Source organism: Amycolatopsis sp. NPDC114505, from assembly GCF_055633615.1.
Genome location: NZ_JBVKDV010000003.1, coordinates 900925 through 927635, shown reverse-complemented (window position 1 = coordinate 927635; position 26711 = coordinate 900925). Strand labels below are relative to the sequence as shown.

The following is a 26711-nucleotide window of genomic DNA, read 5'->3' as shown; positions in this document are numbered from 1 at the left end:
GCGTGCGCACCGTCTCCCTGGTCACCCTGGGCTGCGCGCGCAACGAAGTCGACTCCGACGAGCTCGCCGCCCGCCTCGGCGGTTCGGGCTTCCGCTTGGCCGAAGCCGGGGACGAAGCCGACGTCGTCGTGGTGAACACCTGCGGCTTCATCGAAGCGGCCAAGAAGGAGTCGATCGACACGGTCCTCGCCGCGTCCGGCAAGGGCGCGAAGGTCGTCGCGGTCGGCTGCATGGCCGAGCGCTACGGCCGCGAGCTCGCCGACGCGCTGCCGGAGGCCGACGCCGTCCTCTCGTTCGACGACTACCCGGAGATCGGCGACCGCATCGAGGACGTCCTCCAGGGCCGGACCGCACCCGCGCACACCCCGCGCGACCGGCGCACGCTCCTGCCGATCACGCCGGTGCGGCGGACCGAGGTTTCCGCCCACGTGCCGGGACACGGCGGCCCGGCGAGCGGCCCGCGGGTGCTGCGGCACCGGCTCGGCGGCGGCCCGGTCGCGCCGCTGAAACTGGCGTCGGGCTGCGACCGGCGGTGCACGTTCTGCGCGATCCCGAGCTTCCGCGGCGCGTTCGTCTCCCGGCCGCCCGCCGAGATCCTCGCCGAGGCCGAATGGCTCGCCGGTCACGGCGTACGCGAGCTGGTGCTGGTCAGCGAGAACTCGACGTCCTACGGCAAGGACCTCGGCGACCTGCAGGCGCTGGAGAAGCTGCTGCCGGAGCTCGCGGCCGTCGCCGACCGCGTCCGGGTCAGCTACCTGCAGCCGGCCGAGCTGCGGCCCGGCCTCCTCGAGGCGATCGCCGGGACCCCGGGCGTCGCGCCGTACTTCGACCTCTCGTTCCAGCACGCGAGCGGCCCGGTGCTGCGCCGGATGCGCCGGTTCGGCGACCGGGAGCGCTTCCTGCAGCTGCTCGAACGGATCCGGACGATCGCGCCGGACGCCGGGGTGCGGTCGAACTTCATCGCGGGCTTCCCGGGCGAGACCGACGCCGAGTTCGCCGAGCTGAAGCTCTTCCTGGAGCAGGCCCGGCTGGACTCCATCGGCGTCTTCGGCTACTCGGACGAGGACGGCACCGAGGCCGCCGGCCTGCCGGGCAAGGTCCCGGCCGCGGTGCTCGCCGAGCGCGTCGAGGAGCTGTCGGTCCTGGCCGACGACCAGGTCTCGCGTCGCGCGGAGGAGCGGCTCGGCGCGGTCGTCGACGTGGTCGTCGGAACCGGCGGACGCGGCTGGGCGGCGCACCAGGGACCCGAGGTCGACGGGCACGTGACGTTCGCCGGGGTGGCGCCGGAGCCGGGTTCGCTCGTGCGGGCCGAGGTGATCGGCACGCACGGCGTCGACCTCGAAGCCCGCGTCCTCACCGAAGACCGCTGAGGGCGAGCTTCGCCGCCTGCGCGATCAGCCGGTCGTCGGGCGACGCGTCCTCGGCCTTCTTGTCGGACATGACGACCAGCACGATCGGCGCGCGCCCCGGCGGCCAGACGACGGCGATGTCATTGCGCGTCGCGTAGTCGCCGGTGCCGGTCTTGTCGGCGACGGCCCAGCCCGCCGGCGCGCCCGCCCGGATCAGGGCCGCGCCGGTGGTGTTGGCGCGCATCATGTCGGTGAGCACCGTCCGCTTCTCCGGCGGCAGCGCGGCGCCGAGGGTGAACGCGCGCAGGCTGGTGGCCATCGCCCGCGGGGTGCTGGTGTCGCGGACGTCGCCGGGCGCGAGGTCGTTGAGGCCGGGTTCGGTCCGGTCGACGTGCGTGGTCGTGTCGCCGATCCCGCGCAGCGCGTCGCCGAGCCCCCGCGGCCCGCCCAGCTCGCGGAACAGCAGGTTGGCGGCGGTGTTGTCGCTGTAGCGCAGCGCCGCGTCCATCGCGTCGCGCAGGGAAACGCCGGTGGTGACCTGCTTTTCGGTGACCGGCGAGTTCGGCTGGAGGTCGGCGCGGGTGTACTTCAGCACCTTCGCCAGCCCGTCGAGGCTCGTGCGCTGGAGGACGGCCGCGGCCGAGAACGCCTTGTGCGTCGAGGCGTATCCGAAGCGTTCGTCGGCGCGGTGGGTGAGCTCGCGGCCGGAGCCGGTGTCGACGGCGTACACGCCGAGGCGGGCGTCGAACTCGCGCTCCAAGGGCGCGAAGTCCGGTTGCGGGGCTGCCGCCGTCGTCGATGGCTTTGCTGCCGGTGCTGGGGCCTCGGGGGCCGGGGTGGTGCAGGCGGTGAGCGACAGGAGAGCCAGCGCGACGAGCGCGGCCCGCCGGACGTGGGGGAGCGGCACGGGACAACCTTTCCGATCTTGATCGACATCCGCAGTCTCACCGGCTTCGCTCATGCTGTCCAAGACGGAAGTGAACGGTTCGATGCCGGAATCGCATAGAGTGAGGCCGTGGACCTGGTGGGCGGCTGCAGGGCGTTCGTGAGCGTGAGCGAGGCGGGCAGCTTCACGGCGGGCGCGGCGGTCGCGCGGATCCCGCAGCCGGTCGCGAGCCGGCGCATCGCCGCGCTGGAAGCGCACTTCGGCGAACGGCTCTTCGACCGGACGACCCGCCGGGCGCGGCTCACGCCGTTCGGGCGCGACGTGCTGCCCTCCGCCCGGCGGCTGGTGCAGCTGGCCGACGCGCTGGAACACGACGCGCGGCAAGCGCGGCTGCGGCCGATGCGCGTCGCCGTCCCGGACACGTGCGGGGTGCGTTCGCTGGCGGAGCTGGCCGCCGAAGCCCGCGCGCAGGAGGTCCACCTGGAGTTCCGCGTCGCACCGCCGGGCGAGCGGGCCGAGCTGGTCCGCACGCAGGAGGTGCGGGCGGCGCTCGTCGCGGTCCCGGCCGACGAGGGCGTGTGGTCGGTGCCGCTGGGGCTGGCCGGGGTGGTCGCGCCGCCGGCCCGGGTCGTGCACCTGGAGACGTTGCGGGCCGGGCGGTCCGGGGGACCGCGGCGGCACGTCCGGCTGCAGCCGGAGGACGACGTCCCGCACGTCCGCGACCGGCTGCTGCGGGTGCAGGACGCCGTGGGCCTGCCGCCGGCGCAGGTGGCCGTGGCCGGGTCGCTGACCGCGGCCGCGGCGGCGGTGTTCGGCTCGGCGGACCTGCTGCTGTGCTCGGCCGCGCAGGCCGACGAGCTGGGGCTGCACTGGCGTCCGGTCGGCGAGATCTCGCTGGCGCGCGGCTTCGGCGTCGCGGCGACTCTGGGCGAAGACGCCGACCGGTTGCGCGGACTGTCGTCCGCGGTCGCGCGGTGCCTGGGAGCCGAGGCATGAGCGCGGAAGGGCTGGTCCGGCAGCTGCGGGCGGAGCTGGACGAAGGCGGGTTGCGCGGGTCGTTCCTGGTCCGCGACCTGCGGTCGGGGCACGAGCTGGGGATCGACCCGGACCGCGAGTACCCGATCGCGTCGCTGGTGAAGGTCCCCCTGGCGGCGGCGACGTTGGAGCGCATCCGCCGCGGCGAACTGGACGGCGCCACGCAGCTGGAGGTCGAGCCGGGCGGAGTGACCACGCCCGGGCCGATCGGGCTGACGCGCTTCCGCCACCCGGCCCGGATCGCGGTCGACGACCTGCTGTACCTGAGCACGGCACTGAGCGACGGCGTGGCGGCCGACGTCCTGTTCGGTCTCACGCCGCCGGACGCCGTGATGCGGGCGCTGGAGGGGTGGGGTCTGCGGGGAATCGCCGTGCGCCACCTGATGGCGGACCTCGTCGACACCCCGGCCGAGCGGTTCGACGCGGGCGAGGTCGACCTGGCGCACGCACTGGCGATCGGCGCGGGCACGGCGGGGCAGGGTCACCGGCTGCCCCAGCTCGACGTGACCCGCGCGAACGCGGCGTCGGCGCGGGCGGTGCTGGAGCTGCTGCAGGCGCTGTGGACGCCGTCGCGGATCGATCCCGTGGTGGCCGCGGGTGTGAGGGAACTGATGGCGCACAACGTGATCCGCCACCGCTTGACGCCGGACTTCGCTTCGGACGCGGCGAAGTGGTCGTCGAAGACGGGAACGCTGCTGAACCTGCGGCACGAGGCCGGAGTAGTCGAGCACGCCGACGGCCGGGCGTTCGGCGTGGTGGCGCTGACGGGGTCCCGTGTCCCGGCGGTACTCCAGCCCGAGGCGGACGTGCTGATGGCCCGGGTGGCCCGATCCCTGCGCGACCACCTGCGCGGAGCGTGAATATCGGTTGGGGCCGGAGGCGGCGCGGACCTAGGCTCCGGCGGTGTCCTTCACGAGACCCGAACCCCCGTACTACGCGGTGATCATCAGCAGCAAGCTCGACGCGGACAACCTGGACGGCTACGCGCCGATGGACGCCCGGATGGGCTCGCTGGGGAGGGCGCAGCCGGGCTACCTGGGACGCGAGTCCCGGACGGACGCCGACGGCCGCGAGCTGACGGTGCTGTACTACCGCGACGCCGAGTCGATCACGGCGTGGAAGCAGCACCCGGAGCACCTGGAGGCCCAGCGCCGCGGCTGGGAGCAGTGGTACGCGGACTACCACATCGAGGTGGCGAAAGTGGAGCGCGCGTACGGCTTCCAGCGCCCGGAGTAGGGCGGGCCGGTCGTCATGAACGACTCGCACCCGACGCCACTTCGGGTGCGCCGACCGCAACAACTGCCGCCCCGGCCTTGGAAACGACCCAGGGGCCACTGCCCGCAAGTCCCCGACCGGGGCGCCACCCGACCACGGCCCCCACCCCGGCCACGAAGGCGACCCCGGGGCCACCGCCCGCAAGCCCCCAACCGGGGCGCGCCCACCCGACCAACCGCCCCCACCCCGAGCCGCTCAGGCCGGTGCCTTCACCCCGAACTCCACCTCCGCGGTCTGCACCGTCCCCGCAGTCCGCCCCGGTGCCGTCTGGTACTGCCAATACAGGTTCGTGTGCGCGATGACCGCCCCCGGCTCAGGTGCCCCGTACGCCGACAGGTCCTCCGTCGTGTGCGCGTCGGACACCAGTGTCGCGTCGTAGCCGCGGGTGAACGCGCCGTGGAGGGTGGACCTGATGCACACGTCCGTCTGGGCTCCCGCCACCACCAGCCTGCCGATATCGCGGGCCGCCAGCACCGCCTCCAGGTCGGTGTCCTCGAACGCGTCGCCGTAACCCTTGTGCACCAACGGTTCCGACTCGCGCCGCACCAGTTCCGGCACGTACTCCCACTCCTCGCTCCCGCGGGGCAGCCCGTCATCGGTGTGTTGCACCCACACCACGTCGACCCCGCCGGAACGCGCCTTCTCCACCAACGCGACGATGTTCGCGAGGACGGCGGCGCGGTCGTGGGCGCCGTCCATCACGCCGTTCTGCACGTCGACGATCAGCAGAGCGGTGTTCGGGCGATCGGTCAATGTCGTCATGGGGCCACCCTAAACGCGGGCACCGACAGTTTTCGCGCAGTAGCATGACCCGCCATGGACTACGGGATGCTGCTGCTCGGGATCGTCCTGCTCATCACGGTCGTCGGCCTGGGATCGTCGTCCACCGAACGCAGGCTCGGCCGCCGGCTCGATCGGATGGAACGGAAGCTGGACGCCATCGTCGCGCAACTCGGCGTGACCGTCATCGAGCCCGGGCTCGACGAGGTCGCCGCGTTGCTGCGCGAGGGCAAGAAGATCCAGGCCATCAAGGTCTACCGCGAGAACACGGGCGCGGACCTCAAGGAAGCGCGCGACGCCGTGGAGCGGCTCGCCTAGGACGTCCCGCCGAGGCGCTTCGCCGACACCGCCGCCCACACGGCGTCGAAGTCCTCGTACCGGTCGCCCTCGGCCAGGCCGCCGAGCGAACCGAGCACGGAGTCCCCGCCGCCGGCCGCCGCCGCGCGCCGCAGGAGTTCGTCGCGGCCGCACGGGTAGGCGGTCTGGGCCAGGTGCTGTTCGAGGCTGGAACGGTCCGGTGCAGGCATGATTTCCGCGTACCCGCCGCGACCGCCCCGAAACTCACCCCACGACGATCGTGTGCTCCCCGCGCGGCACGAGCTCCCCGATCACCGGGTACCCCGGCACCTCCCCGGCGACCAGCAGCCCGCCGGACGTCTGCGCGTCGGCCAGCAGCAACGCCTCGTCTTCGGAGATCCGGGACAGGTCCACGTGCGGACGCACCCAGTCGAGGTTGCGGCGCGTGCCCCCGCTGACGTACCCGTCGCGCAGCGCCTCGCGCGCGCCTTCGACGTACGGCACAGCCGACGGGTCCAGGCGCGCGGTGACGCCACTCGCCCTGGCCAGCTTGTGCAGATGGCCGAGCAGGCCGAAGCCGGTGACGTCGGTGGCGCAGACGGCCCCGGCGGCCAGCGCGGCGTGGGCGGCGGTGTCGTTCAGCGTAGTCATGACGTCGATCGCCTGCGCGAACCGTTCGCCGGTGGCCTTGTGCCGCGAGTTCAGCACGCCGATGCCGAGCGGCTTGGTCAGCGTCAGCGGCACGCCCGCGCGGCCGGCGTCGTTGCGCAGCAGCCGCGCGGGATCCGCGACGCCGGTGACGGCCAGGCCGTACTTCGGTTCCGGATCGTCGATGCTGTGCCCGCCGGCCAGGTGGCAGCCCGCCTTGCCGCAGACGTCGAGCCCGCCGCGCAGCACCTCGCCCGCCAGCTCGAACGGCAGCGTCTCCCGCGGCCAGCCGAGCAGGTTGACCGCCACCACCGGCGTGCCGCCCATGGCGTAGACGTCGGAAAGCGCGTTGGCCGCGGCGATCCGTCCCCAGTCGTAGGCGTCGTCGACGACCGGGGTGAAGAAGTCGGTGGTCGCGATCAGCGCGGTCGACCCGGAGATCTTGACGGCGGCCGCGTCGTCGCCGGTGTCGAGGCCGACGAGGAGCTCGCCCGCCGGGTCGGTGGGGGCGCTGCCGGTGAGGCCGCGGACGGCCTCCTCCAGCTCGCCGGGCGGGATCTTGCACGCGCAGCCGCCGCCGTGGGCGTACTGCGTCAGTCGGTACTCCACCGCTTCATCGTGCCCGCCGGCCGCAACCTTGGCAGGATGGCCGCATGGTGCAGGGAGGCGTATCCGGCCTGGTGACCGGCACGGTCTTCAAAACCGGTGAACGGCAGGTCCTGTCGTTGGCGGGTTCGATTCCCGTCCGCCTCCGCCATGCCTGACCCCCGCCGCGCGATCCCGCGGACCGACGCGGTGCTGGCCGAGCCCCGCGTCGCCAAGTTCGCCGAGACGCTCGGGCGTGACCTGGTCAAGGTGGTGATCCAGGAATCGCAACGAGCCGCGCGAGCCGGGGAGATCGCCCCGGCCGACGTCGTCGACGTCGTCCTCGCGCGGCTCCCGGCGAGCGCGGCGTCGCTGCGGCCGGTGGTCAACGCGACCGGCGTCGTCGTACACACCAACCTCGGCCGGGCCCCGCTGTCCGCGGCCGCGCTCGACGCGCTGGTGGCGGCCGGGGGCGCCACCGATGTCGAGTTCGACCTGGCGACCGGCGAGCGGGCGCGGCGGGGCCGAGGTGCCCTCGCGGCGCTGGCCGCCGCCGTCCCGGACGCCGGTGGCGTGCACGTCGTCAACAACAACGCGGCCGCGCTGCTGCTCTGCGCGCTCGCGCTGGCCCCGGGCCGGGAGATCGTCGTCAGCCGGGGCGAACTGGTCGAGATCGGCGACGGCTTCCGCATCCCCGACCTCCTCGCCTCGACCGGTGCCCGGCTGCGCGAGGTCGGCACCACCAACCGGACGTCGATCCGGGACTACGCCGACGCTCTCGGCCCGGACACCGGGTTCGTCCTCAAGGTCCACCCGTCGAACTACCGGGTCACCGGCTTCACGTCGGAAGCGGCGCTCGGCGAGCTGGCCGGCCTCGGCGTGCCCGTGGTCGCCGACATCGGGTCCGGCCTGCTGACCCCGCACCCGCTCCTGCCGGACGAACCGGACGCCGCGAGCGCGCTGCGGGCGGGCGCCACGGTCGTGACGGCCAGCGGCGACAAGCTGCTCGGCGGCCCGCAGGCCGGCCTCCTGCTCGGCGACGCCGACATCGTCGAACGGCTGCGGCGGCACCCGGCCGCGCGGGCGCTGCGCGTCGACAAGCTCACGCTCGCCGCGCTCGAAGCGACGCTCCGCGGGCCGGAACCGCCGGTGCGCGTGGCCCTCGATGCGTCGGTCGCGAGCCTCCGAGAGCGCGCGGAGACCTTGGTCAGAGCTCTGGAAGGCGTCGACGTCCAAGTGACGTCGGTGCTGTCGGCCGTCGGCGGCGGGGGAGCGCCCGGTGTCGAACTGCCCAGCGTCGCGGTGAGCCTGCCGGCCCGGTACGCCGTCGCGTTGCGGACCGGCGAGCCCGCGGTCGTCGGCCGGGTCGAGCGGGACCGGTGCCTGCTCGACCTGCGGACCGTGCGGCCGGAAGAGGACGCGAAGCTCCGGGAAGCCGTCCGCCGATGCGGGTGATCGTCACCGCCGGGCACGTCGACCACGGGAAGTCGACGCTCGTGCGCCGGCTGACCGGGATGGAGCCCGACCGCTGGGCCGAGGAGCGCCGCCGCGGGCTCACCATCGACCTCGGGTTCGCCTGGACGCGGATCGGCGGCGACGACGTCGCGTTCGTCGACGTGCCGGGCCACGAACGGTTCGTGCCGAACATGCTGGCGGGCGCCGGGCCCGCGCCGGCGGTGCTGTTCGTCGTCGCGGCCGACGAGGGCTGGATGCCGCAGTCGGCCGAGCACCTCGCCGCGCTCGACGCGTTCGGTGTCCGGCGCGGGTTGCTGGTCGTCACGAAGGCCGACCGCGCCGACCCGGCGGCCGCGACCGAGGCCGCGCTCGGCGAGATCGCCGCGACGTCGCTGGGTGCCGTGCCGAGCGTCGCCGTCAGCGGGAAGACCGGTGCGGGTTTCGACGAGCTGCGCGCGGCGATCGCCGCGCTGGCCGGAGGGCTGCCGGCGCCCGATCCGGACGCCGATGTCCGGCTGTGGATCGACCGGGCGTTCACCGTTTCGGGCGCGGGCACGGTCGTCACGGGCACCCTCGCGGCGGGGACGATCGCCGTCGGCGACGAGCTGCTGCTCGGGGACGCGCGGGTCAAGGTCCGCGGCCTGCAGGCGCTCGGCGAGGCACACGACCGGGTGACGGCCGTGGCGCGCGTGGCGGTGAACCTGCGCGGCACCGCGCGCACCGACGTCCGGCGTGGCGATGTCCTGCTCACGCCGGGCCGCTGGCAAGAGACGGCCGAGTTCGACGTGCGGCTGCACGCGACCGACCTCCACCGGAACCTGGTGCTGCACTTCGGGACGGCGGCGGTGCCGGTGCGCGTCCGTCCACTGGGGACGGACACCGCCCGGCTCACGACGACGTCCGCGCTGCCGCTGCGCGTCGGCGATCGCGGGCTGCTGCGCGACCCCGGCGAGCACCGGATCGCCGCGGGCTTTGACGTGCTCGACGTCCGGCCGCCGTCGCTGGCCCGCCGGGGCGCGGCGCGGGCGCGCGGCGAGGAGCTGACCACCGATGATCTCGCCGGGGTGTACCTGCGCCGCACCGGTTTCGTGCGCGCCGCGGACTTCTCGCTGCTGGGGCTGCCCGAGACGGGTGACCTGGTGGGCGGCTGGCGCGTCGACCCGCCGCGGTTCGCCGGGCTGCGTGCCGAGGCCGCGGTGATCGTGCGGGACTGGGACGCCCTCGCCGCGGGCATGCCGGTGGAGGCGCTGCGGCAGCGGCTCGGCCTGCCCGTACCGGAACTGGTCGGCCCGCTGCTGGCCGGCACCGGTCTCGAGGTGGCGGGCGGGCTCGTCCGCCGGCCGGGCGGGCTGGCTCCGGCGGTCGAGAAGGCCGTGGTGGAGGTGGAAAAGCAGCTGGCCGAGCACCCGTTCCGGGCCCCGGAGGCGGACGAGCTGCGGGCGCTGGGCCTGGGCCGCCGCGAGCTGGCGGCGGCCGTCCGCCTCGGCCGGCTGACGGCGGTGGCGGAGGGCGTGGTGCTCGGGCCGGACATCGAAGAGCGAGCCGCGGCCGAGCTGCGCGCGCTACCCCAGCCGTTCACGGTTTCGGCGGCGCGCCGCGCCTTGGACAGCACCCGCCGGGTGATGATCCCGCTGCTGGAACGCCTGGACGCGGCCGGCCTGACGGAATCACTGGGCGACGGGACCCGCCGGACGAGTGGTTAGACCTGCGTTCCGGGGGTATGGCTACTACCGTGCCCGGTATGAGCGTGCGGAAGTGGATCGAAGGCTGGCCGGTGTACCGGCAGCTGACCGGTCCCGACCGGACAGCACGCGCCGCAGCGGCCAAATCGGACGGTTCGGAGAAATGGCACGCCCGCACCGAAGACGCCGACAAGGTGGTCAAGTCGGTCTGCCCGTACTGCGCCGTCGGCTGCGGCCAGAAGGTCTACGTCAAGGACGGCCGCGTCACGCAGATCGAGGGTGACCCGGACTCGCCCATCTCCCGCGGCAGGCTCTGCCCGAAGGGCTCGGCCAGCAAGCAGCTCGTGACCAGCCCGAGCCGCGTCACCGAGGTCCTCTACCGCCGTCCCCACGGCACCGACTGGGAGCGGCTGCCCCTCGACACGGCGATGGACATGATCGCCGACCGGGTCCTGAAAACCCGTGACGAGACGTGGCAGGACGCCGACGACCAGGGTCGCAAGCTCAACCGCACGCTCGGCTTCGCCAGCCTGGGCGGCGCGACGCTGGACAACGAAGAGAACTACCTGATGAAGAAGCTGTACACCGCGCTCGGCGCGATACAGATCGAAAACCAGGCCCGTATTTGACACTCCGCCACGGTTCCCGGTCTGGGGACCTCCTTCGGTCGTGGAGGCGCCACGACGTTCCAGCAGGACCTCGCCAACGCCGACTGCATCGTCATCCAGGGCTCGAACATGGCCGAGTGTCACCCGGTCGGGTTCCAGTGGGTGATGGAGGCGAAGGCCCGCGGCGCGAAGATCATCCACGTCGACCCGCGGTTCACCCGCACCAGCGCGGTCTCGCACGTCCACGCGGCGTTGCGCGCCGGGACGGACATCGCGTTCCTCGGCGGCCTGATCAACTACGTCCTCAGCGAAGAGAAGGACTTTCGGGAGTACGTGCTGGCCTACACGAACGCGGCCGCCATCCTGCGTGAGGACTTCGCCGACACCGAAGACCTCGATGGCGTCTTCTCGGGCTACGACCCCGAGAAGCGCCGGTACGACATGACGTCGTGGGAGTACGAAGGCGCGCCGACCGTGCCCGCGGCGGGCTCCACCGACCCCGAACAGCCGGGGGAGCCGGGCTCGGAGTCGCACCACGGCGGGGAAGCGCACCAGAAAACGGCCCGTGCGGACACCTACGGCAGCGGCGGCGCGGCGGTCGGTGCCAAGCCGAAGACCGACGAGACGCTGCAGCACCCGCGGTGCGTCTTCCAGGTGCTCAAGCGCCACTTCGCGCGCTACACGCCGGAGATGGTCGCCGACGTCTGCGGCCTGCCGGTCGAGCAGTTCCGCGAGATCGCCGAGGCGGTCACCGCGAACTCAGGGCGCGACCGGACGACGGCCTGGGTGTACTCGGTCGGCTGGACGCACCACACGGTCGGCGCGCAGTACATCCGCACGGCGTCGATCCTGCAGACGCTGCTCGGCAACATCGGCCGTCCCGGCGGCGGCATCCTCGCGCTGCGCGGCCACGCGAGCATCCAGGGCTCCACCGACATCCCGACGCTGTTCAACCTGCTGCCCGGCTACATCCCGATGCCGCACGCGCACCAGCACCAGAGCCTCGACGAGTTCGTCGAAGCCGACGCGGGCAAGACGGGCTTCTGGGGCAACATGCGCTCCTACGCCGTGAGCCTGCTCAAGTCCTACTGGGGTGATTCGGCGCAGCCGCACAACGACTTCCGGTTCGACTACCTGCCCCGGCTGACCGGAGACCACGGGACGTACGCGACCGTGCAGAAGCAGATCGAAGGGGAGTGCAAGGGGTACTTCCTGGTCGGGGAGAACCCGGCGGTCGGCTCGGCCAACGGCAAGTTCCAGCGGCTCGGCCTGGCCAACCTCGACTGGCTCGTCGTCCGGGACCTGCAGCTGATCGAGAGCGCGACGTTCTGGAAGGACGGCCCGGAGATCGAGACGGGCGAGCTGAAGCCCGAGGAGATCGGCACCGAGGTCTTCTTCCTGCCCGCCGCCGCGCACACCGAGAAGGACGGCAGCTTCACCAACACCCAGCGCCTGCTGCAGTGGCACCACAAGGCCGTCGAACCACCCGGCGACGCCCGCAGCGACCTGTGGTTCTACTACCACCTGGGCCGGATCATCCGGGAACGGATCGGCGACGACCCCCGGGACGCGCCGGTGCGCGACCTCACCTGGAGCTACCCGGTCGAGGGGCCGACCGACGACCCGAGCGCGGAGTCCGTGCTGGCCGAGATCAACGGCCACGGCCCCGAGGGCCCGCTTTCGGCGTACACCGAACTGAAAGACGACGGCTCGACCTCGTGCGGCTGCTGGATCTACTGCGGCGTCCGCGCCGGCGGGAAGAACCAGGCCGCGAACCGACAGCCGGGCCAGGAGCAGGACTGGGTCGCGAAGGGCTGGGCCTGGGCGTGGCCGGCGAACCGGCGGATCCTCTACAACCGCGCGTCGGCGGACCCGGACGGGAAGCCGTGGAGCGAGCGGAAGAAGCTGCTCAGCTGGGACGCCGACCAGGGCAAGTGGGTCGGCCCGGACGTCCCGGACTTCGAGCCGACGAAGGCCCCGGACCACGTGCCGCCCGAGGGGGCCAAGGCCCAGGACGCGCTCGGCGGCCGTGACCCGTTCATCATGCAGACCGATGGCAAGGCGTGGCTCTACGTCCCGGCCGGTCTCGCGGACGGCCCGCTGCCCGCGCACTACGAGCCGTTCGAGAGCCCGGTGGACAACGCGCTGTACCGCCAGCAGGAGTCGCCGACGCGCCAGACGCTGGACAGCCCGGCGAACCCGTACAACCCGGCGCGCAGCGAGGTCTACCCGTACGTGTTCACCACCTACCGGCTCACCGAGCACCACACGGCCGGTGGCATGAGCCGGACGCTGCCGTACCTGTCGGAGCTGCAGCCGGAGTTCTTCTGCGAGGTCTCGCCGGCCCTGGCCGCCGAACGCGGGCTGGAGAACGGCGGCTGGGCGACGATCGTCTCCGCGCGGACGGCGATCGAGGCCCGCGTCCTCGTGACCGATCGGGTGAAACCGCTGAAGGTCCGCGGCCGGACGATCCACCAGGTCGGCCTGCCGTACCACTGGGGACCGAACGGGCTGTCCCGCGGCGACGCGGCCAACGACCTGCTGGCCATCGTGATGGACCCGAACGTCCACATCCAGGAGTCCAAGGCGGCCACCTGCGACATCCGGCCGGGACGGCGTCCGCGCGGCGCCGCCCTGCCCGAGTTCGTGGCCGAGTACCGGAGGCGAGCCGATGGCTGAGTACGGCACCCAGCCCCGGATGGGGTTCTTCACCGACACGTCGGTGTGCATCGGCTGCAAGGCCTGCGAAGTCGCGTGCAAGGAGTGGAACGAGGTGCCCGAGGCGGGCGGGCTCGACCTGCTCGGCACGTCCTACGACAACACCGGCGCCCTGGGCTCGAACACCTGGCGGCACGTGGCCTTCGTCGAGCAGCCGAAGACGTCCACTGTGGACCTCGGAATGCCGGACCTCGGGATGCCGGACGTCGGCGCGCCGGGGCAGGAAGACCCGGGCGTGCGCTGGCTGATGTCGAGCGACGTCTGCAAGCACTGCACACACGCCGCCTGCCTCGACGTCTGCCCGACCGGCTCGCTGTTCCGCACCGAGTTCGGCACCGTCGTCGTGCAGCAGGACATCTGCAACGGCTGCGGCTACTGCGTCCCGGCGTGCCCGTACGGTGTCATCGAAAAGCGCGAGAGCGACGGCCGCGCGTTCAAGTGCACCCTCTGCTACGACCGGCTCGGCGCGGGGATGGAACCGGCCTGCGCCAAGGCGTGCCCGACCGACTCCATCCAGTTCGGCGAGCTGGACGAACTCCGTGAACGGGCCGACGAGCGGGTTCGCGACCTGCACGACTCGGGCGTACCGGAGGCCCGGCTCTACGGCCGTGACCCCGAGGACGGCGTCGGCGGCGACGGCGCGTTCTTCCTGCTGCTGGACGAACCCGAGGTCTACGGGCTGCCGCCGGACCCGGTGGTCACCACCCGCGACCTGCCGGCGATGTGGAAGCGGGCGGCGGTGACGGCGGCCGGCGTCGCCGTGGCCGTCGCGGCGTCGTTCCTGGGCCGGCGCCGATGAGCCCGCGCCGCGAACGGACGATGGTCGAGCCCGCCGAGTTCCGCTCCTACTACGGCAAGCCGATCCTCAAGGAACCGGCCTGGAAGCAGCCGGACGTGCCGCTGTACCTGTTCCTCGGCGGCGCGGCGGGCGCGTCGGCGACGATGGCGGCGCTCGCCGACGTCACTGGGCGGCCGGGCCTGGCCCGCGTCGGCAGGCTGGTCGCGTCCGGCGGTTCGCTCGCGAGCGTCGTGGCGCTGGTCCACGACCTGGGGAAGCCGACGCGGTTCCTGCACATGCTGCGGGTCCTGAAGCCGACGTCGCCGCTCTCGGTGGGGTCGTGGATCCTCTCGCCGTTCTCCGGGCTGGCCGCGGTGGCGGCGGCGTCCGAGGTGACCGGGCGGCTGCCGCGGATCGGCCGGCTCGCGGGCCTCGGTGCGGGCGTGCTCGGCCCGGCGATGTGCACGTACACGGCGGTCCTGCTGGCGGACACGGCGACGCCGTCGTGGCACGAGGCCCACGGCACGCTCCCGGTGCTGTTCGCGGGCAGCGCGCTGACCAGCGGCGCGGGCGCGGCCTTGCTGGCGGTTCCCGCGAGCGAGGTCGGCCCGGCGGTCCGGGCCGGGCTCGCCGGCGCGGTCGCGGAGCTGCTGGCCGAGCACCACGTGGAAACCGGGCTGGGCCTGGTGTCGGAGCCGTACCGGACGGGCCGAGCGGGCAAGCTGCTGAAGGCGGCGAAGGCACTGACCGCGGCCGGCGCGGGACTTTCCCTGCTGGCGAAGCGGAACCGCGCGGCGGGTGTACTGGCCGGGACGGCGTACCTGGCCTCGGGACTGTGCACGCGGTTCGGCGTCTACGCGGCCGGGGTGGAGTCCACAAAGGACCCGAAGTACGTGGTGATCCCGCAGCGGGAGCGGCTCAGTCGGCGGGAAGGCCGCTGAAGAAGTCGCCGAGTGCGGTGGCCAGCGCGGCCGGGTTCTCCTCCGCCATGTGGTGCCCGGACTTGATCGCGTGGCCGCGGAGGTCGGTGGTCCAGCCGCGCCAGACGGCCAGGACGTCGCCGTAGAGGTCTTCCAGGTCGTCGTCGCTGGACCATAGAACCATCGTTGGACAGGTGATCCGCTTGCCGGCGGCCCGGTCGGCGTCGTCGTGCGCGCGGTCGACACCCAGGCCGGCCCGGTAGTCCTCGAGCATCGCGGTGACCGTGGCCGGGTCGTGGATCGCGCGGTGGAAGTCGGCGAAGTTGCCCTCGCCGAGCCGTTCCGGGGTGTTCTTGGTGCCGACGTTGTACCAAGCGTCGGGATCGGCGGTGATCACCCGTTCGGGTTTTTCCGGCTGGGCGAAGAAGAACCAGTGGAACCACTCGCGCGCGAACCGCGCGTCGCAGCGGGCGAGGGCTTCCCCGATCGGGACGGCGTCCAGGATCGCCGCGCCCCGGATCACCGACGGGTGGTCGAGCGCGAGCCGCGTCGCCACGTAGGCACCGCGATCGTGACCCGCGACGAAGAACCGGGAATGGCCGAGGTGCCGCAGCAAAGCGACGCAGTCCGCCGCCATGACGCGTTTGCTGTACGGCGTGTGGTCTTCGTCGGTCGGCGGTTTCGTCGATTCGCCGTAGCCGCGGGTGTCCGGGCAGACGACGGTGAACCGCTCCGCGAGCAGCGGGGCGACCCGGTGCCACGTCGTGTGGGTGCGCGGATGCCCGTGCACCAGCAGGAGCGGCGGACCGGAGCCGCCGTGGCGGACCCGCAGCGTCACCCCGCCGACGTCGACGTAATCGAGCGCGAAGCCGTCGAACACGATTCACCCCCGGCAGCGAAACTGCCGCACCCCGGGAACCCGAGGTGCGGCAGCGGCAGAACTACGGATCAGTTCTTGTCCTTGACGCCCTTGACGGCGTCCTTGATCTTCTCGCCGGCCTGCTTGAGGGAGCCCTTGGCCTGGTCGGCCTTACCCTCGGCCTGCCACTGCTCGTTGCCCGTGGCGTCGCCGACAGCTTCCTTCGCCCGGCCCTTGAGCTCTTCACCCTTGTTCTCGAACTTGTCGTTCATGGGACGCACCTTCCGTCGCGGCGACATTTCCGGATCGGCCAGTCGCCAAAAGGGCCTTGTCGTTCGATTACCCACTCGCGAGGCGCCTACACATCAGAGCCAGACGAGCGCCGTGAGGACCGTCACCCCCACGAGGAGCCACGCGACGTAGTCCCCGACGTGGCCCGAATGGCCCCGGTGCAGCACTTCGAGGGCCGCTCGGACGGGCCGGGGCCACGACGGGAGGCGGTGGGGCCAGAGGGCCGCCGCGGCGATGCCGAGCGCCAGCAGCACCGTGAGGCCGCCGAACAGCACCCCGGCCGTCGTCCACCCGGCCGTCACCGGCGGCAGGTGCGCGACGGCTCCGGAGGCGGGCAGGACGTCGTGCAGGTACCCGGCGCGGTCCGCCTCCTGCCGCCCGGCCGTGACCGCGACGTCCTTCAGCCAGGGGACCGCGAGCGCGGCGGCCAGCACCGCGACGATCGCGCCGGTCATCGTCGCCGGGGTGCGCGCGATGCGTCCGCCCGTCTCGGGTTCCTCGTCCGTCCCGGGCGTCCGGTCGCCGTCGTCCCGGCGCGGCGGCCGGCCGAGTCCGAAGTAGACACCCAGACCGGCGCGCAGCACCGCGGCCGCCGTCACGGCGGTGACGACCACGAACACCGCCACCAGCCAGCCGTACCCGGCGTGCTCGAGCGCGTGTTCCGCGACGTCCTTGCCGAACGCGACGCCGAACGGCGGCAGCCCGGCCAGCACCAGCGCCGCCAGCACGAACAGCCCGCCTTCCAGCCGCGAATGCCCGCACTTGCCGAACAGCTCGTCCTCGTCGACGCTGCCGTAGCGGTCCTTGAGGACCCCGACGAGCAGGAACAGCGCCGCCTTGGCCCCGGCGTGCCCGGCGACCACCAGCAGGAACCCCGTGCTCGCCTGGCCGTCGGCGGCGGCCAGTCCACAGAGGAACAACCCGGTGTGCGCGATGGTCGAGTAGGCCAGCAGCCGTTTCAGGTGGCGCTGGGTGAAGCACAGAACGGCGCCGAGCACCGCGCTGCCGATCCCGAGCACCAGCAGCACCCGGGCGAACGCGCCGTCGTCGAGCACGCCGCCGAACACCGTGCGCCGGACCCGCAGCACGCCGTAGACGCCCAGCTCGACCATGACGCCGGAGAAGAGCACGCACACCGGCGTCGGCGCGACCGCGTGCGCGTCGGCGAGCCAGAAGTGGAACGGCACCGCGGCCGCCTTGACCAGCAGGCCGGTGCAGACGAGCACGAACGCGGCGAGCACCAGCGCGTCCGCCGGCTTCCCGTCGAGGGCGACGCCGAGCTGGGCCAGCCCGAGCTGGCCGCCGCGCGCGTAGAGCAGGCCGATGCCCATCAGCGTGAAGTACGCGCCCAGGGAGTTCACGACGCCGAAGTTGAGCGCGCCCTGGACGGAGTCGGCCTCCTCGACGCGGTACCCGGTGAGCGCGTAGGCGACGCCGCTCATCAGCTCGAAGAAGACGAACAGGGTGAACAGGTCGCCGGTGAGCAGGAAGCCCAGCATGCCGGTGAGGAACAGCAGCATCATCGCGTGGTAGCGGGCTTCGACCGCCTCGAAGTAGCGCCAGCTGTAGACCAGCGCGCACGTCGTCAGGAACGACGCCAGCAGGGCGAGCATCGTGTTGAGACCGTCGGCGGCCATGACGATGCCGAGCGACCGCGTGCCTTCGGGTTCGTGACCGCCGAGCCAGCTCACCACCCGGCCGTGCTGGACGGCCACCAGCAGCACCGCGGTCAGCACCGTGACGCTCAGCGCCGCGGTGGTCGCGACGACGTCGGTCACCACGCGCGGCAGCTTCGCGCCCACGCCGAGCAGTACGCACGCGGCCAGCAGCGGCAGGGCGACGACGAGGGCCGGGAGCGCGCTCATCGCCTCAGCCGCGCAGCGCGCGCAGCTCGTCGGGATCGACCGTCCCGTGGCGCTTCGAGATCTGGATGGTCAGCCCGAGCAGCAGCGCGGTGATCGTCGCCGACACGACGATGTCGGTCAGCGTCATCGCCTGCACCATCGGGTCGACCACGGGCTGCCGCTGGTCCTGGACGACGATCGGGGCGCCGGCCCGGTTCTGGTAGCCGATGCCGAGCAGCAGCACGTACGTCCCGGCCTGCGCCACCGAGAGCGAGACGACGGTGTGGACGAGGTGCCGGCTGCGCACGATGCCGATCGCGCCGATCAGCAGCAGCCACGCGGCGACGCCGTAGCAGGCCATCCCCACCATCACGCGGCCTCCTCGCGGATCAGGCCCTGGCCGAGGAACTGGGCCAGCAGCACGACGAGCCCGGCGGCGACCTCGATCCCGACCAGCACGCTCAGCACGGGCACGGTGCCGGCCGCCGGCAGCGACCCGAACTCGCCCTTCGGCAGGACGTTGGCCAGGAACGTGCCGCCGGCGGCGAGCCCGATCAGCCCGGCGACGACGTACAGGCCGGTCGCCGCCGCTTCGGCGTACTCGCACCAGTCGATCGGGCGCAGCCGCGCGAGCGCCGGGTAGCTGCCGGAGATGTAGAGCAGGTGCCAGCCCGTGGCCAGCACGACCCCGCCCTGGAAACCGCCGCCCGGGGTGAGGTGGCCGTGCACCACGACGTCGACGCCGAGCAGGAGGGTCACCGGCAGCATCAGGTAGCCGGCCAGCTTGACCACCGGCAGGACGTACCCGCGTTGGGGCTCGATCCGCTGTCGTTCCTCTTTGGACGGTTGCAGCAGCGAGAGCGCGCCCACGACGGCCGCCGCGACGATCGTCTCCTCGCCCAGGGTGTCCAGCGCGCGCAGGTCGAAGTTGACCGACGACACGAGGTTCGGTGTCGCGCGGGCGATCGCGGCGGGCAGGGCCAGGTCGCGGTAGACGTGCAGGGTGCCGCCGAACTCGGGCATCCGCAGGAAGGCCGTCACGAACAGGACGGCGACGCCGAGCGCGCCGGCCGCGCACAGCCACGTCCGCGCCCGCAGCGTCATCGCCCGCCGACCTTCCGGATGGTGAGCAGCACGAGCAGCGGCACCACGGCCGACCCGATGGCCAGCTCGGACAGCGCGACGTCCGGGGCCTGGAGCGCGACGAACAGCAGGGCCAGGCACAGGCTGAACAGCGAGAGCGTGATCGCCTGGCGCCGCGGGTCCGGCGTGGCCACCACCGCGAACCCCGCGACGGCGACGAACGCGAGGGCGACGAGCAGCACGACCGTCGTCACGACGGCAGGTCCTCGTCGATCGCGCCCTGCCGCTGAGCCTCGGCGCGCCCGGCGGCGGACTGCAGCACCGGGCCGGTCACCGCGAGCAGGACGACGGTGAGCAGGATGGCACCTGACGCCAGCGTCCAGCCAGTGGCCAAGGCCAGCCCGAGCCCGACGAGCGGCGCGCCCAGCGTCGTGACCGGGGCGAGCAGGTGCAGGCGGGTGAGCAGCGTCCGGGCCCGCAGCATCGCCAGCGCCGAGACCACGACGACGGCGACACCGGCGAAGACGAGGACCTGCGCGACCACCGTCATTCCGTCGTCCCCAGCAACCGGATGAACAGCAGCGTGCCGGCGAAGGCCAGCACGGTCAGCGTCAGCGGCAGGATCACCGCGCTCGACGGACCGTAGGCCTGCACGAGCAGGAGCAGCGTGAGCACGGTGACCGGCCCGGCGAGCTGCAGCCCGGCGAGGCGCCCGACGGCGTCACCGCGGGCGGCGAGCCACAGTGCCGGGCCGAGGCCGCCGATCATGAGCGCCACGGCGGCGATCAGCCAGCCGGTCATCGGCGCACCTCGTCCAGCACGCGCGAGTCACCGTCGAGGAGCCGGTGGACGACGAGCCGGGATTCACCCGGGGGAGTGGCGACGACCATCGTGCCGGGCGTGCTGCCGACGACGAGGGCCGCGCAGGCCACCCGGGCGTCGTGGACCGCGCCGGGTTCGCGGGGGAGGTCCACCGTGTCGAACCGGCCCGCACGCGGGTGCCGCACGACCTCGACCAGCACCTGGACGGATTCACGGACCGCGGCGCCCGGCACGGCGAGCAGCCAGCGGAACCAGCGGGCCCGGGGCCGCCACGCGCCGCCGACGGCCTTGCGCGCGGCGCGGGCGGCGAACGCGCACGGCACCGCCGCGACGGCCGCGGCCACGATCTCGGGCAGCGACGGCGTCGACAGCGTCAGCACCCACAGCCCGGTCAGGCCGAGCCACCAGGGCAGCACCTCGGAAGCCACGGCGGCCGGGTACCCCGCGGCCGCGTTCGCCAACCGGGCTCAGTGGGCCGGCAGGTGGCCGCCCATCCGCTCGATCCGCTTGATGGCCGGCTCCGCGAGGATGCCGTGGACCAGCACGGACACGGCGACGGCGAGCGCGCCGACCCGCCACAGCACGTCCTGGTGCTCGACCGGCAGCCGGTCGATCGCGTAGGCGAGGTAGAAGAGCGTGCCGATGCCGCGGACGCCGAAGAACGCGATCGCGAGCGTCGCCGGGCGCCCGGCCGAGGAGCCGAGCAGCGAGACCCAGCCGATCACCGGCCGCACCACCAGCACCGCGACCACGGCGATCACGACTTCCAGGGGGCGCAGGCCCAGCAGCAGCCCGTCCCCGATGGCGAGGCCCAGCCCGAGCAGGGCCAGCGGCACGAAGAGCCGTTCCAGCTGGTGGCCGAAGGCGTGCAGGACGCCGTGGTACTCGTGCTCCCGCTCCTGCTTGCGGACGCAGACGGCGGCGGTGAACACCGCGACGAACCCGTTGCCGTGGGCGAACTCCGCCAGCGCGTACGGCAGGAAGGCCAGGGCGAGCAGGACGAGACCGTCGCCGTACTCGGCCAGGCGCAGCCGGTCGGACGACGTGCGGAAGATCGCCCAGCCGAGCCCGCGCCCGGCGACCAAGCCGACCACCACGCCGGTCACGACCGGCAGCAGCAGGTCGACGAGCACCCAGGAGGGGGCCAGGTCCGGCCTGCTGCCCGCCATCGCCAGCCCGAGCAGGACGAACGGCATGGCCAGCCCGTCGTTGAGCCCCGCTTCGGTGGTCAGCGTGAAGCGGATTTCGTTGTCCCTGGCCAGTTCCGGCTCGACGTCGGGGTGCGGCACGCCGATGTCGCCCGCCAGCACGGGGTCGGTCGGCGCCAGCGCCGCGGCCAGCAGCAACGCCACCCCCGGCGCCAGCGCGAGCCACCAGTACCCGAGCGCTGCGATCGCGAGGATGGACAGCGGCATGGTCAGCGCGAGCAGCCGCCACGTCGAGCCCCAGCGCTTCAGGCCGAACGGGCGGTCGACGGAGAGCCCGGCCCCGGCGAGCGCGACGAGGATGCCCAGCTGGGTGAACGACTCCACGCCCTGGAGGTGGGCCGCGGGATCGCTCCAGCCGTTGCCGTACGGCGCGGGCAGCGGCAGCAGACCCAGGACGATCCCGGCGATCAGCATCACCAGCGGCACCGAGAACGGCCGGTCCGCGACGAGTTTCGGCACGATCGCCGCGGCCAGGGCGAGCAGTCCGGCCACGCCGAACAGCACCGTCAACGACGACAAAATGTCCTCCTGCCCGCTCGTGCCGTGCCGCCCGGGCGGGAGGTCCGTGCGCGGGACCCGGCCGAGCGAGAGCCGGGTTCCGCCGACACCGCCGCCCGGTGCGGATGCGGGTAGCGTGACCGGGAGGTGGCGTCGCGTCCCGGGTTCCCGATGTGCGCGCGGCGAAACTGGGAGGAGGCGCCGTGACATCGGCGAACGGGGCCGGGCGGCCCTGCCGGTTCTGCGGCAGCACGGGCGGTCCGCGGGTCCCGGGCAAGGTCGGCCCGATCTGCCTCGACTGCGTCCGGGCCGGGCTGCGGGTGGTGCGCGACGGCGCCGACCGCGAGACCCCGGGCGGCGACGTGCTGGCGGCGGTGACGTCACCGCTGGCCGCGGTGTGCGAGTTCTGCGGCCGCCGCGAGCGCCGCACGTTCCTCGGCCTGCGGCGCCCGCTGCTGCGGGTCACGAGCGCCCAGCGGGACGCGGTGATCTGCGTCGACTGCCTGGACCACGCCGGCGACGTGCTGAACCTCGCGCTGCGTCACTGAGCGCCGGTCAGCGTTCCGGGTCCCACTCCACGAGCTTGTCGAACAGCTGCCGGTCGCCGTCGAGGGCGAGGGAGTCCAGCGGAACGCGGCCGTAGAGGGCGAGGAGCAGGTCGTTCGCGGTGCCGCGGGCGGAGGCGTCGGCTCGGCCGTCGTCGGCGGCGAGGCGGTCGGTTCGCGCGCCGTCGGCGCCGAGCCGGTTGCGCCACGAGCGGCCCTCGGTGACGTAGTAGTCGGCGATGGCGGGTTCGTGCGGCCAGGCGACCGTCGTCGTGCAGATGGTGGTCAGGAACTCCTCGACGCCGTCGACCGCCACCTCGGCCGGCACCGGCCGCGGGGTCCCGGCCGCGACCTGGGCGTCGTAGGTGTGCACGGCGATCTCGGCGAGCTGACGCCGCGCGACGGCGGCACAGGTCAGCGGTGACTGCGAAGTGCCCCACCAGGCCCAGCAACGGCGATCCGGACCGGCCTCCCGCAGGGCGTCCAGGAGCTGCCGGGTCGACGCGGCCGACCACGCCAGCAGGGGTTCGAGTTCTCGAGGGGGAACCGGGTCTTCGGGTGGGGTGGATTTGCCGGTGGCGTCGGGCCCGGCGGCGATGGTGGCCGCCCAGGCGCGGCGGCCGTCGCCGAGGTGGCGCACCAGGTCGAGCAGTGTCCACTCGGGACAGGTCGGCACCCGCACGTCGAGACCGGGTGCGGCGGTGACCGCGGCGCGGAACGCCGCCGAGCGCTCGTCGATCAGGCGCAGCAGGCCGGGGAAGTCCAGGGTGTCGTGCACCGGTGGTGTCTATCACCGCGCTCCGGCGACTGGCCAGCGGATTTCCGCCGGATCGAGCCGGTACCGCCGCGGGACGGCGGCGGTACCGGCTCTCCGGTCACGCGGTCGCGGTGAACACGTACGACCCGGCGGGCACGAAGTACGACCCCGCCGCCGACGGCACCGCTTCCGGCGGCGCGACCACCGAACCCGGCTGCGACGTCGGCACCTGCACCGTCGCCGACGAACCCACCGGGACGGTCACCCGCAGCGTCAGCTTCCCGGCCGAGACCGACCAGTCGCTGACCGCGCCGCCGTACGGCGTCTCGTACGCCGACTTCGCCGACGTCAGCCCGCCACCCGGCCGCGGCGCCACCAGCAGGGACGCGTAGCCCGGGGACGCCGGCGACAGCCCGCCGACCGAGCGGTACAGGAAGTCGCCCACCGAGCCGAGGCCGTAGTGGTTGAACGAGTTCATCCCGGGGTCGTTGAACGAACCGTCCGGCTTGATCCCGTCCCAGCGCTCCCAGATCGTCGTCGCGCCGTGGCCGATCATGTAGCCCCAGCCGGGGAAGTCCGGCTGCAGCAGCACCTGGTACGCGACGTCGGCGTGCCCGTGCGCGGCCAGCACCGGCAGCAGGTTCTCGACGCCGAGGAACCCGACGCTGAGGTGCCCGTTCGCGGCCGCGACGCGAGCCGCCAGCTTGTCCGCCGCCGGCTGGACGCGGGAAGCGGGCAGCAGCCCGAAGGCCAGCGCGAGCACGTACCCGGTCTGCGTGTTGGCGCCCACCGTGCCGTCCGCCTGCGTGAACCGGCTGGTGAACGCCGCGCCGATCTGGTCGGCCAGCGTCCCGTACTTCGTCGCTTCGCCTGCGTGCCCGGTGGCCGCGGCCATCCGGGACACCAGCCGGGACGACCACGCGAAGAACGCCGTCGAGATCAGGTCCTGCGCGGTGTTGTCGTTGACGTTGAGCCAGTCGCCGAACGTCTGGTGGTCGCGGATCAGGTCGGTACCCGAGGTCGAGCGCAGGTACTCGACCCACTTCACCATCGCGGCGAAGTGCTCGTTGATGACGCTGGTGTCGCCGTAGCGCTGCCACAGGGTGTAGGGCACGATGACGCCCGCGTCGCCCCAGCCCGCCGTGCCCGAGCCGTCGAGCACACCCGGCGCGACGTCGGTGAACGACCCGTCGGCGTGCTGGGCGTCGACCAGGTCGTCGCTGAACTTGCCGAGGAAGTTCGCGACGTCGAGGTTGAACGTCGAGGTGCCGGCGAAGATCCCGATGTCGCCGGTCCAGCCGAGCCGCTCGTCGCGCTGCGGGCAGTCGCTCGGCACGGACAGCATGTTCGAGCGTTCACCCCACAGGATGTTGTGCTGCAGCTGGTTCACCTGCGCGTTCGACGTCGTGAACGTGCCGGGCTGCGCGCCGGCCGTCCACATCGCCCGCCCGGTCAGCGTCGCGGCCGTCGGGGCCGAGGGCAGGCCGGTCAGCTCGACGTACCGGTAGCCGTGCACGGTGAAGCGCGGCTCGTACGTCTCCGCGCTCCCGGTGCCCGCCAGGGTGAACCGGTCGGTCGCCTGCGCCGCGCGCAGGTTCGTCGTGTAGATCGTGCCGTCGGGGTTGAGCACCTCGGCGTGCCGCATGGTGACCGTGGTGCCGGCCGGGCCGGTCACGGACAGCCTGTTCCAGCCGCTGAAGTTCTGGCCGAGGTCGGCCACCCAGACCCCCGGCTTCGGCTGCGTCCAGGAGACGGGCTTGAACTCCTGCTGCACCGTGACGCCGTTGTCCACTTGGGACACCAGGTTCGGCTTCGCGCCGGTCTTGACGCGGGGTGCCGCCCACGCGCGGTCGTCGAACCCGGGCCGGTCCCAGCCGGTCGCGAGCCGGGCGTCGTAGGTCTCGCCCTGGTAGAGGTCGTCGGCGCGGATCGCGCCGTCGCCGGTCTTCCAGCTGCCGTCGGTCGCGACCGTGGTGGACGTCCCGTCGGTGAAGGTCAGCTTCAGCTGCGCCGAGTACCACGGCTCGGTGCCGTACTTCTGGCTGCCGGCGATGCCGATGCTCCCGGAGTACCAGCCGTTGCCGACCATCGCGCCGACGACGTTCTCGCCCTGGCGGATCTGCCCGGTGACGTCGGAGACGCGGTACTGCAGGCGTTTCGTGTAGTCCGTCCAGCCCGGTGCGAGGACCTCGCCGCCGACCTTGGCGCCGTTGAGGTGGGTCTCCTGCAGACCGAGCGCGGTGGTGAGCAGCCGCGCGCTCGCGACCGGCTTCGCGACCGTGAAGCTCCTGCGCAGCAGGGGAGCGGGGGCGCTGACGGCGACGTTCGCGCCCCACGGGCCGGTGCCGTACGCGGTCAGTGCCCGCGCCGCGGTCCAGGAGCTGTCGTCGAACCCGCGCTGCTGCCAGCCGGCCGGGCCGGTCTGGCTCGCCTTCCACGTGCCGTCGGTGCTGACGGTGGGTCCACCTTGGACGGTCAGTTTCGCGATCATCCCGGCCGGGCTCTGCGTGGTGTTCTCCGCGCTGATCGCGATCGTGTTCGACCCGGCGGTCAGCAGGCTGCCGACGTCGACGACGGCGGCGGTCTTCCACGAGTCCGTGACGCGCGGGGAGTCGCTGACCTGGGTCCCGTTGACCCACACGGTCGCGGTGTCGTCACCGGTCACGACGAGCGTGGCCTTCGCCGGCGCCGCCAGGTCGAAGGTCTTCCGGAAGAACCGGGTGGCCGGGGGTACGCCGCCGATCGGGTCCCCTTCGGGATACCAGACCCAGCTGGCGCCGGCGAGGTCCGGGCCGGCGGCGGCGCGGCCGAGGAAGGCGCCGGTCCATTCGGCCGCCGGGTCGCGCAGCGCGGTTTCGAAGCGCTGCACCGCACTCCAGCCGCTCATCCGGCCTTCGCCGTCCCAGACGCGGACCTTCCAGGTGTAGGCGGTCAGCGAGGTGAGCGCCGGTCCGCCGTAGGCGACGTCGGCCTGCTGCGCGGACGTGACGCGGCCGCTGTCCCAGACGTCCTTCCCACCGGCGGAGACGACGAGCTGGTAGGCCGATTGCCGTTGCTGCGCCGACGATGCCGCCAGCTTCCAGCCGAACCGGGCCTGGGCCGGGTCGACGCCGAGCGGGTTCACCCGCTGCCCGACCGTCGCACTCGCGACGGAGAGCGGAGTCTTGGCGGAGGCGCTCGGTGTGCTGACGCGCGTGCCCCACGGACCGGTGCCGTAGGTGCCGAGGTCCTGGGCGGCGGCCCAGGTCCCGTCGGCGAAGCCGGGCTGCTCCCAGCCGTCGGCCGCGGTCGTCGCGCTCTTCCAGCCGGCCCCGGTGGTGAGGTCGGTGGTGCCCGACGCGGTCGTGACGCGCGCCCGGCCGAGCAGTCCGGCCGCCCCACCGGAGTTCCGGACGGCGACGGCGAGCGTGTTGACACCGGGAGTCAGCGCGGGCCGCAGGTCTACGGCCAGCGCGGACCGCCACGAGTCCGCGATGCGGGCCGACGAGGCGAGCGGCTTGCCGTTGAGCCAGACGTCGGCGGTGTCATCGCCGGTGAGGACGAACCGGGCATCGCTGACCGCGGCGGCGGGGACGGTGAAGGTCGTGCGGAAGTAGCGCGTGGCGGCGGGTGCGGTCACCCGGGCATCGCCTTCCGGGTACCAGATCCAGTGGGCGCCGGTCAGCTCGACCGGTGGAGCGGCGCCGGCCGGGGGAACCGACGCGGCGGAGAGGACCAGGATCGCGGCGAGCGTGGTGGTGGTCGCGCGCCAGAGCTTCGAGGGCAGCATGCGGGCTCCCTTACGGCGG

The 26711-nt window shown here is 73.2% G+C and carries 27 protein-coding genes and 1 tRNA gene; 12 read left to right on the top strand and 16 right to left on the bottom strand.

Annotated elements, in window-relative coordinates; all coding sequences use genetic code 11:
• Positions 1-2 precede the first annotated feature (2 nt).
• Positions 3-1370, top strand: coding sequence for a 30S ribosomal protein S12 methylthiotransferase RimO (gene rimO, locus ACZ7OU_RS33590; RefSeq protein ID WP_470258304.1), 1368 nt, complete (start codon positions 3-5; stop codon positions 1368-1370).
• On the opposite strand, the gene bla is transcribed toward rimO, so the two are convergent.
• Positions 1354-2310 (bottom strand): class A beta-lactamase, encoded by a 957-nt coding sequence (bla, locus tag ACZ7OU_RS33585; protein WP_470258303.1) that lies wholly within the window; start codon positions 2308-2310, stop codon positions 1354-1356. The genes rimO and bla overlap by 17 nt on opposite strands.
• Positions 2311-2364: 54 nt before the next feature.
• On the opposite strand from bla, the gene ACZ7OU_RS33580 reads away from it, so the two are divergent.
• Genes ACZ7OU_RS33580 through ACZ7OU_RS33570 form a run of 3 tightly spaced genes read left to right on the top strand, consistent with a single transcriptional unit; the run spans position 2365 to position 4506 of the window.
• A complete protein-coding gene (locus ACZ7OU_RS33580; RefSeq protein ID WP_470258302.1) occupies positions 2365-3231 on the top strand; it encodes a LysR family transcriptional regulator in 867 nt (288 codons plus the stop codon).
• Positions 3228-4130 carry a serine hydrolase gene (locus tag ACZ7OU_RS33575; RefSeq protein WP_470258301.1) on the top strand — a complete coding sequence of 301 codons (903 nt, stop codon included), beginning with the start codon at positions 3228-3230 and terminating at the stop codon, positions 4128-4130. Before ACZ7OU_RS33580 ends, ACZ7OU_RS33575 begins: the two co-directional genes overlap by 4 nt.
• 43 nt (positions 4131-4173) lie before the next feature.
• Positions 4174-4506 (top strand): antibiotic biosynthesis monooxygenase family protein, encoded by a 333-nt coding sequence (locus ACZ7OU_RS33570; RefSeq protein WP_470258300.1) that lies wholly within the window; start codon positions 4174-4176, stop codon positions 4504-4506.
• Between the two features lie 234 nt (positions 4507-4740).
• Here ACZ7OU_RS33570 and ACZ7OU_RS33565 read toward each other — a convergent pair whose 3' ends face one another.
• A complete protein-coding gene (locus ACZ7OU_RS33565; RefSeq protein ID WP_470258299.1) occupies positions 4741-5307 on the bottom strand; it encodes an isochorismatase family protein in 567 nt (188 codons plus the stop codon).
• 54 nt (positions 5308-5361) lie between these two features.
• Here ACZ7OU_RS33565 and ACZ7OU_RS33560 point away from each other — a divergent pair, with 54 nt between their 5' ends.
• Complete coding sequence (locus tag ACZ7OU_RS33560) at positions 5362-5643, top strand: hypothetical protein (RefSeq protein ID WP_470258298.1); 282 nt, start codon at positions 5362-5364, stop codon at positions 5641-5643.
• Here ACZ7OU_RS33560 and ACZ7OU_RS33555 read toward each other — a convergent pair.
• Both ACZ7OU_RS33555 and selD read right to left on the bottom strand, forming a co-directional pair.
• A complete protein-coding gene (locus tag ACZ7OU_RS33555) occupies positions 5640-5852 on the bottom strand; it encodes a DUF2795 domain-containing protein (RefSeq protein ID WP_470258297.1) in 213 nt (70 codons plus the stop codon). The two genes, ACZ7OU_RS33560 and ACZ7OU_RS33555, sit on opposite strands and share 4 nt — an antisense overlap.
• Positions 5853-5886: 34 nt before the next feature.
• Positions 5887-6879: a selenide, water dikinase SelD gene (selD, locus tag ACZ7OU_RS33550; RefSeq protein ID WP_470258296.1), complete on the bottom strand. Its 993-nt coding sequence runs from the start codon at positions 6877-6879 to the stop codon at positions 5887-5889.
• A 53-nt stretch (positions 6880-6932) separates the two neighbouring features.
• On the opposite strand from selD, the gene ACZ7OU_RS33545 reads away from it, so the two are divergent.
• The 6 genes from ACZ7OU_RS33545 to nrfD all read left to right on the top strand — a co-directional run bounded on the left by ACZ7OU_RS33545 (position 6933) and on the right by nrfD (position 15037).
• Positions 6933-7027, top strand: a tRNA-Sec gene (locus ACZ7OU_RS33545).
• Complete coding sequence (selA, locus tag ACZ7OU_RS33540) at positions 7027-8310, top strand: L-seryl-tRNA(Sec) selenium transferase (protein WP_470258295.1); 1284 nt, start codon at positions 7027-7029, stop codon at positions 8308-8310. Before ACZ7OU_RS33545 ends, selA begins: the two co-directional genes overlap by 1 nt.
• Complete coding sequence (selB, locus tag ACZ7OU_RS33535) at positions 8301-10013, top strand: selenocysteine-specific translation elongation factor (protein WP_470258294.1); 1713 nt, start codon at positions 8301-8303, stop codon at positions 10011-10013. The genes selA and selB overlap by 10 nt, the downstream gene beginning before the upstream one ends.
• Positions 10014-10051: 38 nt before the next feature.
• Positions 10052-13279, top strand: a complete 3228-nt coding sequence (gene fdh, locus ACZ7OU_RS33530) for a formate dehydrogenase (RefSeq protein WP_470258293.1) — start codon at positions 10052-10054, stop codon at positions 13277-13279.
• The gene (locus ACZ7OU_RS33525; RefSeq protein ID WP_470258292.1) at positions 13272-14117 is read left to right on the top strand and encodes a 4Fe-4S dicluster domain-containing protein; all 846 of its coding nucleotides are present in this window, start codon (positions 13272-13274) and stop codon (positions 14115-14117) included. The genes fdh and ACZ7OU_RS33525 overlap by 8 nt, the downstream gene beginning before the upstream one ends.
• Positions 14114-15037: an NrfD/PsrC family molybdoenzyme membrane anchor subunit gene (gene nrfD, locus ACZ7OU_RS33520; protein WP_470258291.1), complete on the top strand. Its 924-nt coding sequence runs from the start codon at positions 14114-14116 to the stop codon at positions 15035-15037. The genes ACZ7OU_RS33525 and nrfD overlap by 4 nt, the downstream gene beginning before the upstream one ends.
• Here nrfD and ACZ7OU_RS33515 read toward each other — a convergent pair.
• The 10 genes from ACZ7OU_RS33515 to ACZ7OU_RS33470 all read right to left on the bottom strand — a co-directional run bounded on the left by ACZ7OU_RS33515 (position 15015) and on the right by ACZ7OU_RS33470 (position 21642).
• A complete protein-coding gene (locus tag ACZ7OU_RS33515) occupies positions 15015-15896 on the bottom strand; it encodes an alpha/beta fold hydrolase (RefSeq protein WP_470258290.1) in 882 nt (293 codons plus the stop codon). The genes nrfD and ACZ7OU_RS33515 overlap by 23 nt on opposite strands.
• A gap of 68 nt (positions 15897-15964) precedes the next feature.
• Positions 15965-16147, bottom strand: coding sequence for a CsbD family protein (locus ACZ7OU_RS33510; protein ID WP_470244440.1), 183 nt, complete (start codon positions 16145-16147; stop codon positions 15965-15967).
• 93 nt (positions 16148-16240) lie between these two features.
• Positions 16241-18031 (bottom strand): complex I subunit 5 family protein, encoded by a 1791-nt coding sequence (locus tag ACZ7OU_RS33505; protein WP_470258289.1) that lies wholly within the window; start codon positions 18029-18031, stop codon positions 16241-16243.
• A 4-nt stretch (positions 18032-18035) separates the two neighbouring features.
• On the bottom strand, positions 18036-18380 hold the full coding sequence (locus ACZ7OU_RS33500; RefSeq protein ID WP_470259023.1) for a sodium:proton antiporter: 345 nt from the start codon (positions 18378-18380) through the stop codon (positions 18036-18038).
• Positions 18380-19114, bottom strand: a complete 735-nt coding sequence (locus ACZ7OU_RS33495) for an MnhB domain-containing protein (protein ID WP_470258288.1) — start codon at positions 19112-19114, stop codon at positions 18380-18382. Before ACZ7OU_RS33495 ends, ACZ7OU_RS33500 begins: the two co-directional genes overlap by 1 nt.
• On the bottom strand, positions 19111-19347 hold the full coding sequence (locus ACZ7OU_RS33490) for a Na(+)/H(+) antiporter subunit B (protein ID WP_470258287.1): 237 nt from the start codon (positions 19345-19347) through the stop codon (positions 19111-19113). Before ACZ7OU_RS33490 ends, ACZ7OU_RS33495 begins: the two co-directional genes overlap by 4 nt.
• Positions 19344-19643 carry a monovalent cation/H(+) antiporter subunit G gene (locus tag ACZ7OU_RS33485; protein ID WP_470258286.1) on the bottom strand — a complete coding sequence of 100 codons (300 nt, stop codon included), beginning with the start codon at positions 19641-19643 and terminating at the stop codon, positions 19344-19346. Before ACZ7OU_RS33485 ends, ACZ7OU_RS33490 begins: the two co-directional genes overlap by 4 nt.
• Entirely contained in the window at positions 19640-19894 is a 255-nt protein-coding gene (locus tag ACZ7OU_RS33480; protein ID WP_470258285.1) for a hypothetical protein, read from the bottom strand. Before ACZ7OU_RS33480 ends, ACZ7OU_RS33485 begins: the two co-directional genes overlap by 4 nt.
• A complete protein-coding gene (locus ACZ7OU_RS33475) occupies positions 19891-20343 on the bottom strand; it encodes a Na+/H+ antiporter subunit E (protein ID WP_470244433.1) in 453 nt (150 codons plus the stop codon). The genes ACZ7OU_RS33480 and ACZ7OU_RS33475 overlap by 4 nt, the downstream gene beginning before the upstream one ends.
• 39 nt (positions 20344-20382) lie before the next feature.
• Positions 20383-21642, bottom strand: a complete 1260-nt coding sequence (locus tag ACZ7OU_RS33470) for a cation:proton antiporter domain-containing protein (RefSeq protein WP_470244432.1) — start codon at positions 21640-21642, stop codon at positions 20383-20385.
• A gap of 182 nt (positions 21643-21824) precedes the next feature.
• Between ACZ7OU_RS33470 and ACZ7OU_RS33465 the strand changes: the two genes are divergently transcribed.
• A complete protein-coding gene (locus ACZ7OU_RS33465) occupies positions 21825-22169 on the top strand; it encodes a hypothetical protein (protein WP_470258284.1) in 345 nt (114 codons plus the stop codon).
• Between the two features lie 7 nt (positions 22170-22176).
• Here ACZ7OU_RS33465 and ACZ7OU_RS33460 read toward each other — a convergent pair whose 3' ends face one another.
• Together ACZ7OU_RS33460 and ACZ7OU_RS33455 are read right to left on the bottom strand one after the other, a co-directional pair.
• On the bottom strand, positions 22177-22944 hold the full coding sequence (locus ACZ7OU_RS33460; protein ID WP_470258283.1) for a maleylpyruvate isomerase family mycothiol-dependent enzyme: 768 nt from the start codon (positions 22942-22944) through the stop codon (positions 22177-22179).
• A gap of 97 nt (positions 22945-23041) precedes the next feature.
• The gene (locus tag ACZ7OU_RS33455; RefSeq protein ID WP_470258282.1) at positions 23042-26692 is read right to left on the bottom strand and encodes a family 78 glycoside hydrolase catalytic domain; all 3651 of its coding nucleotides are present in this window, start codon (positions 26690-26692) and stop codon (positions 23042-23044) included.
• Between the last annotated feature and the right edge of the window lie 19 nt (positions 26693-26711).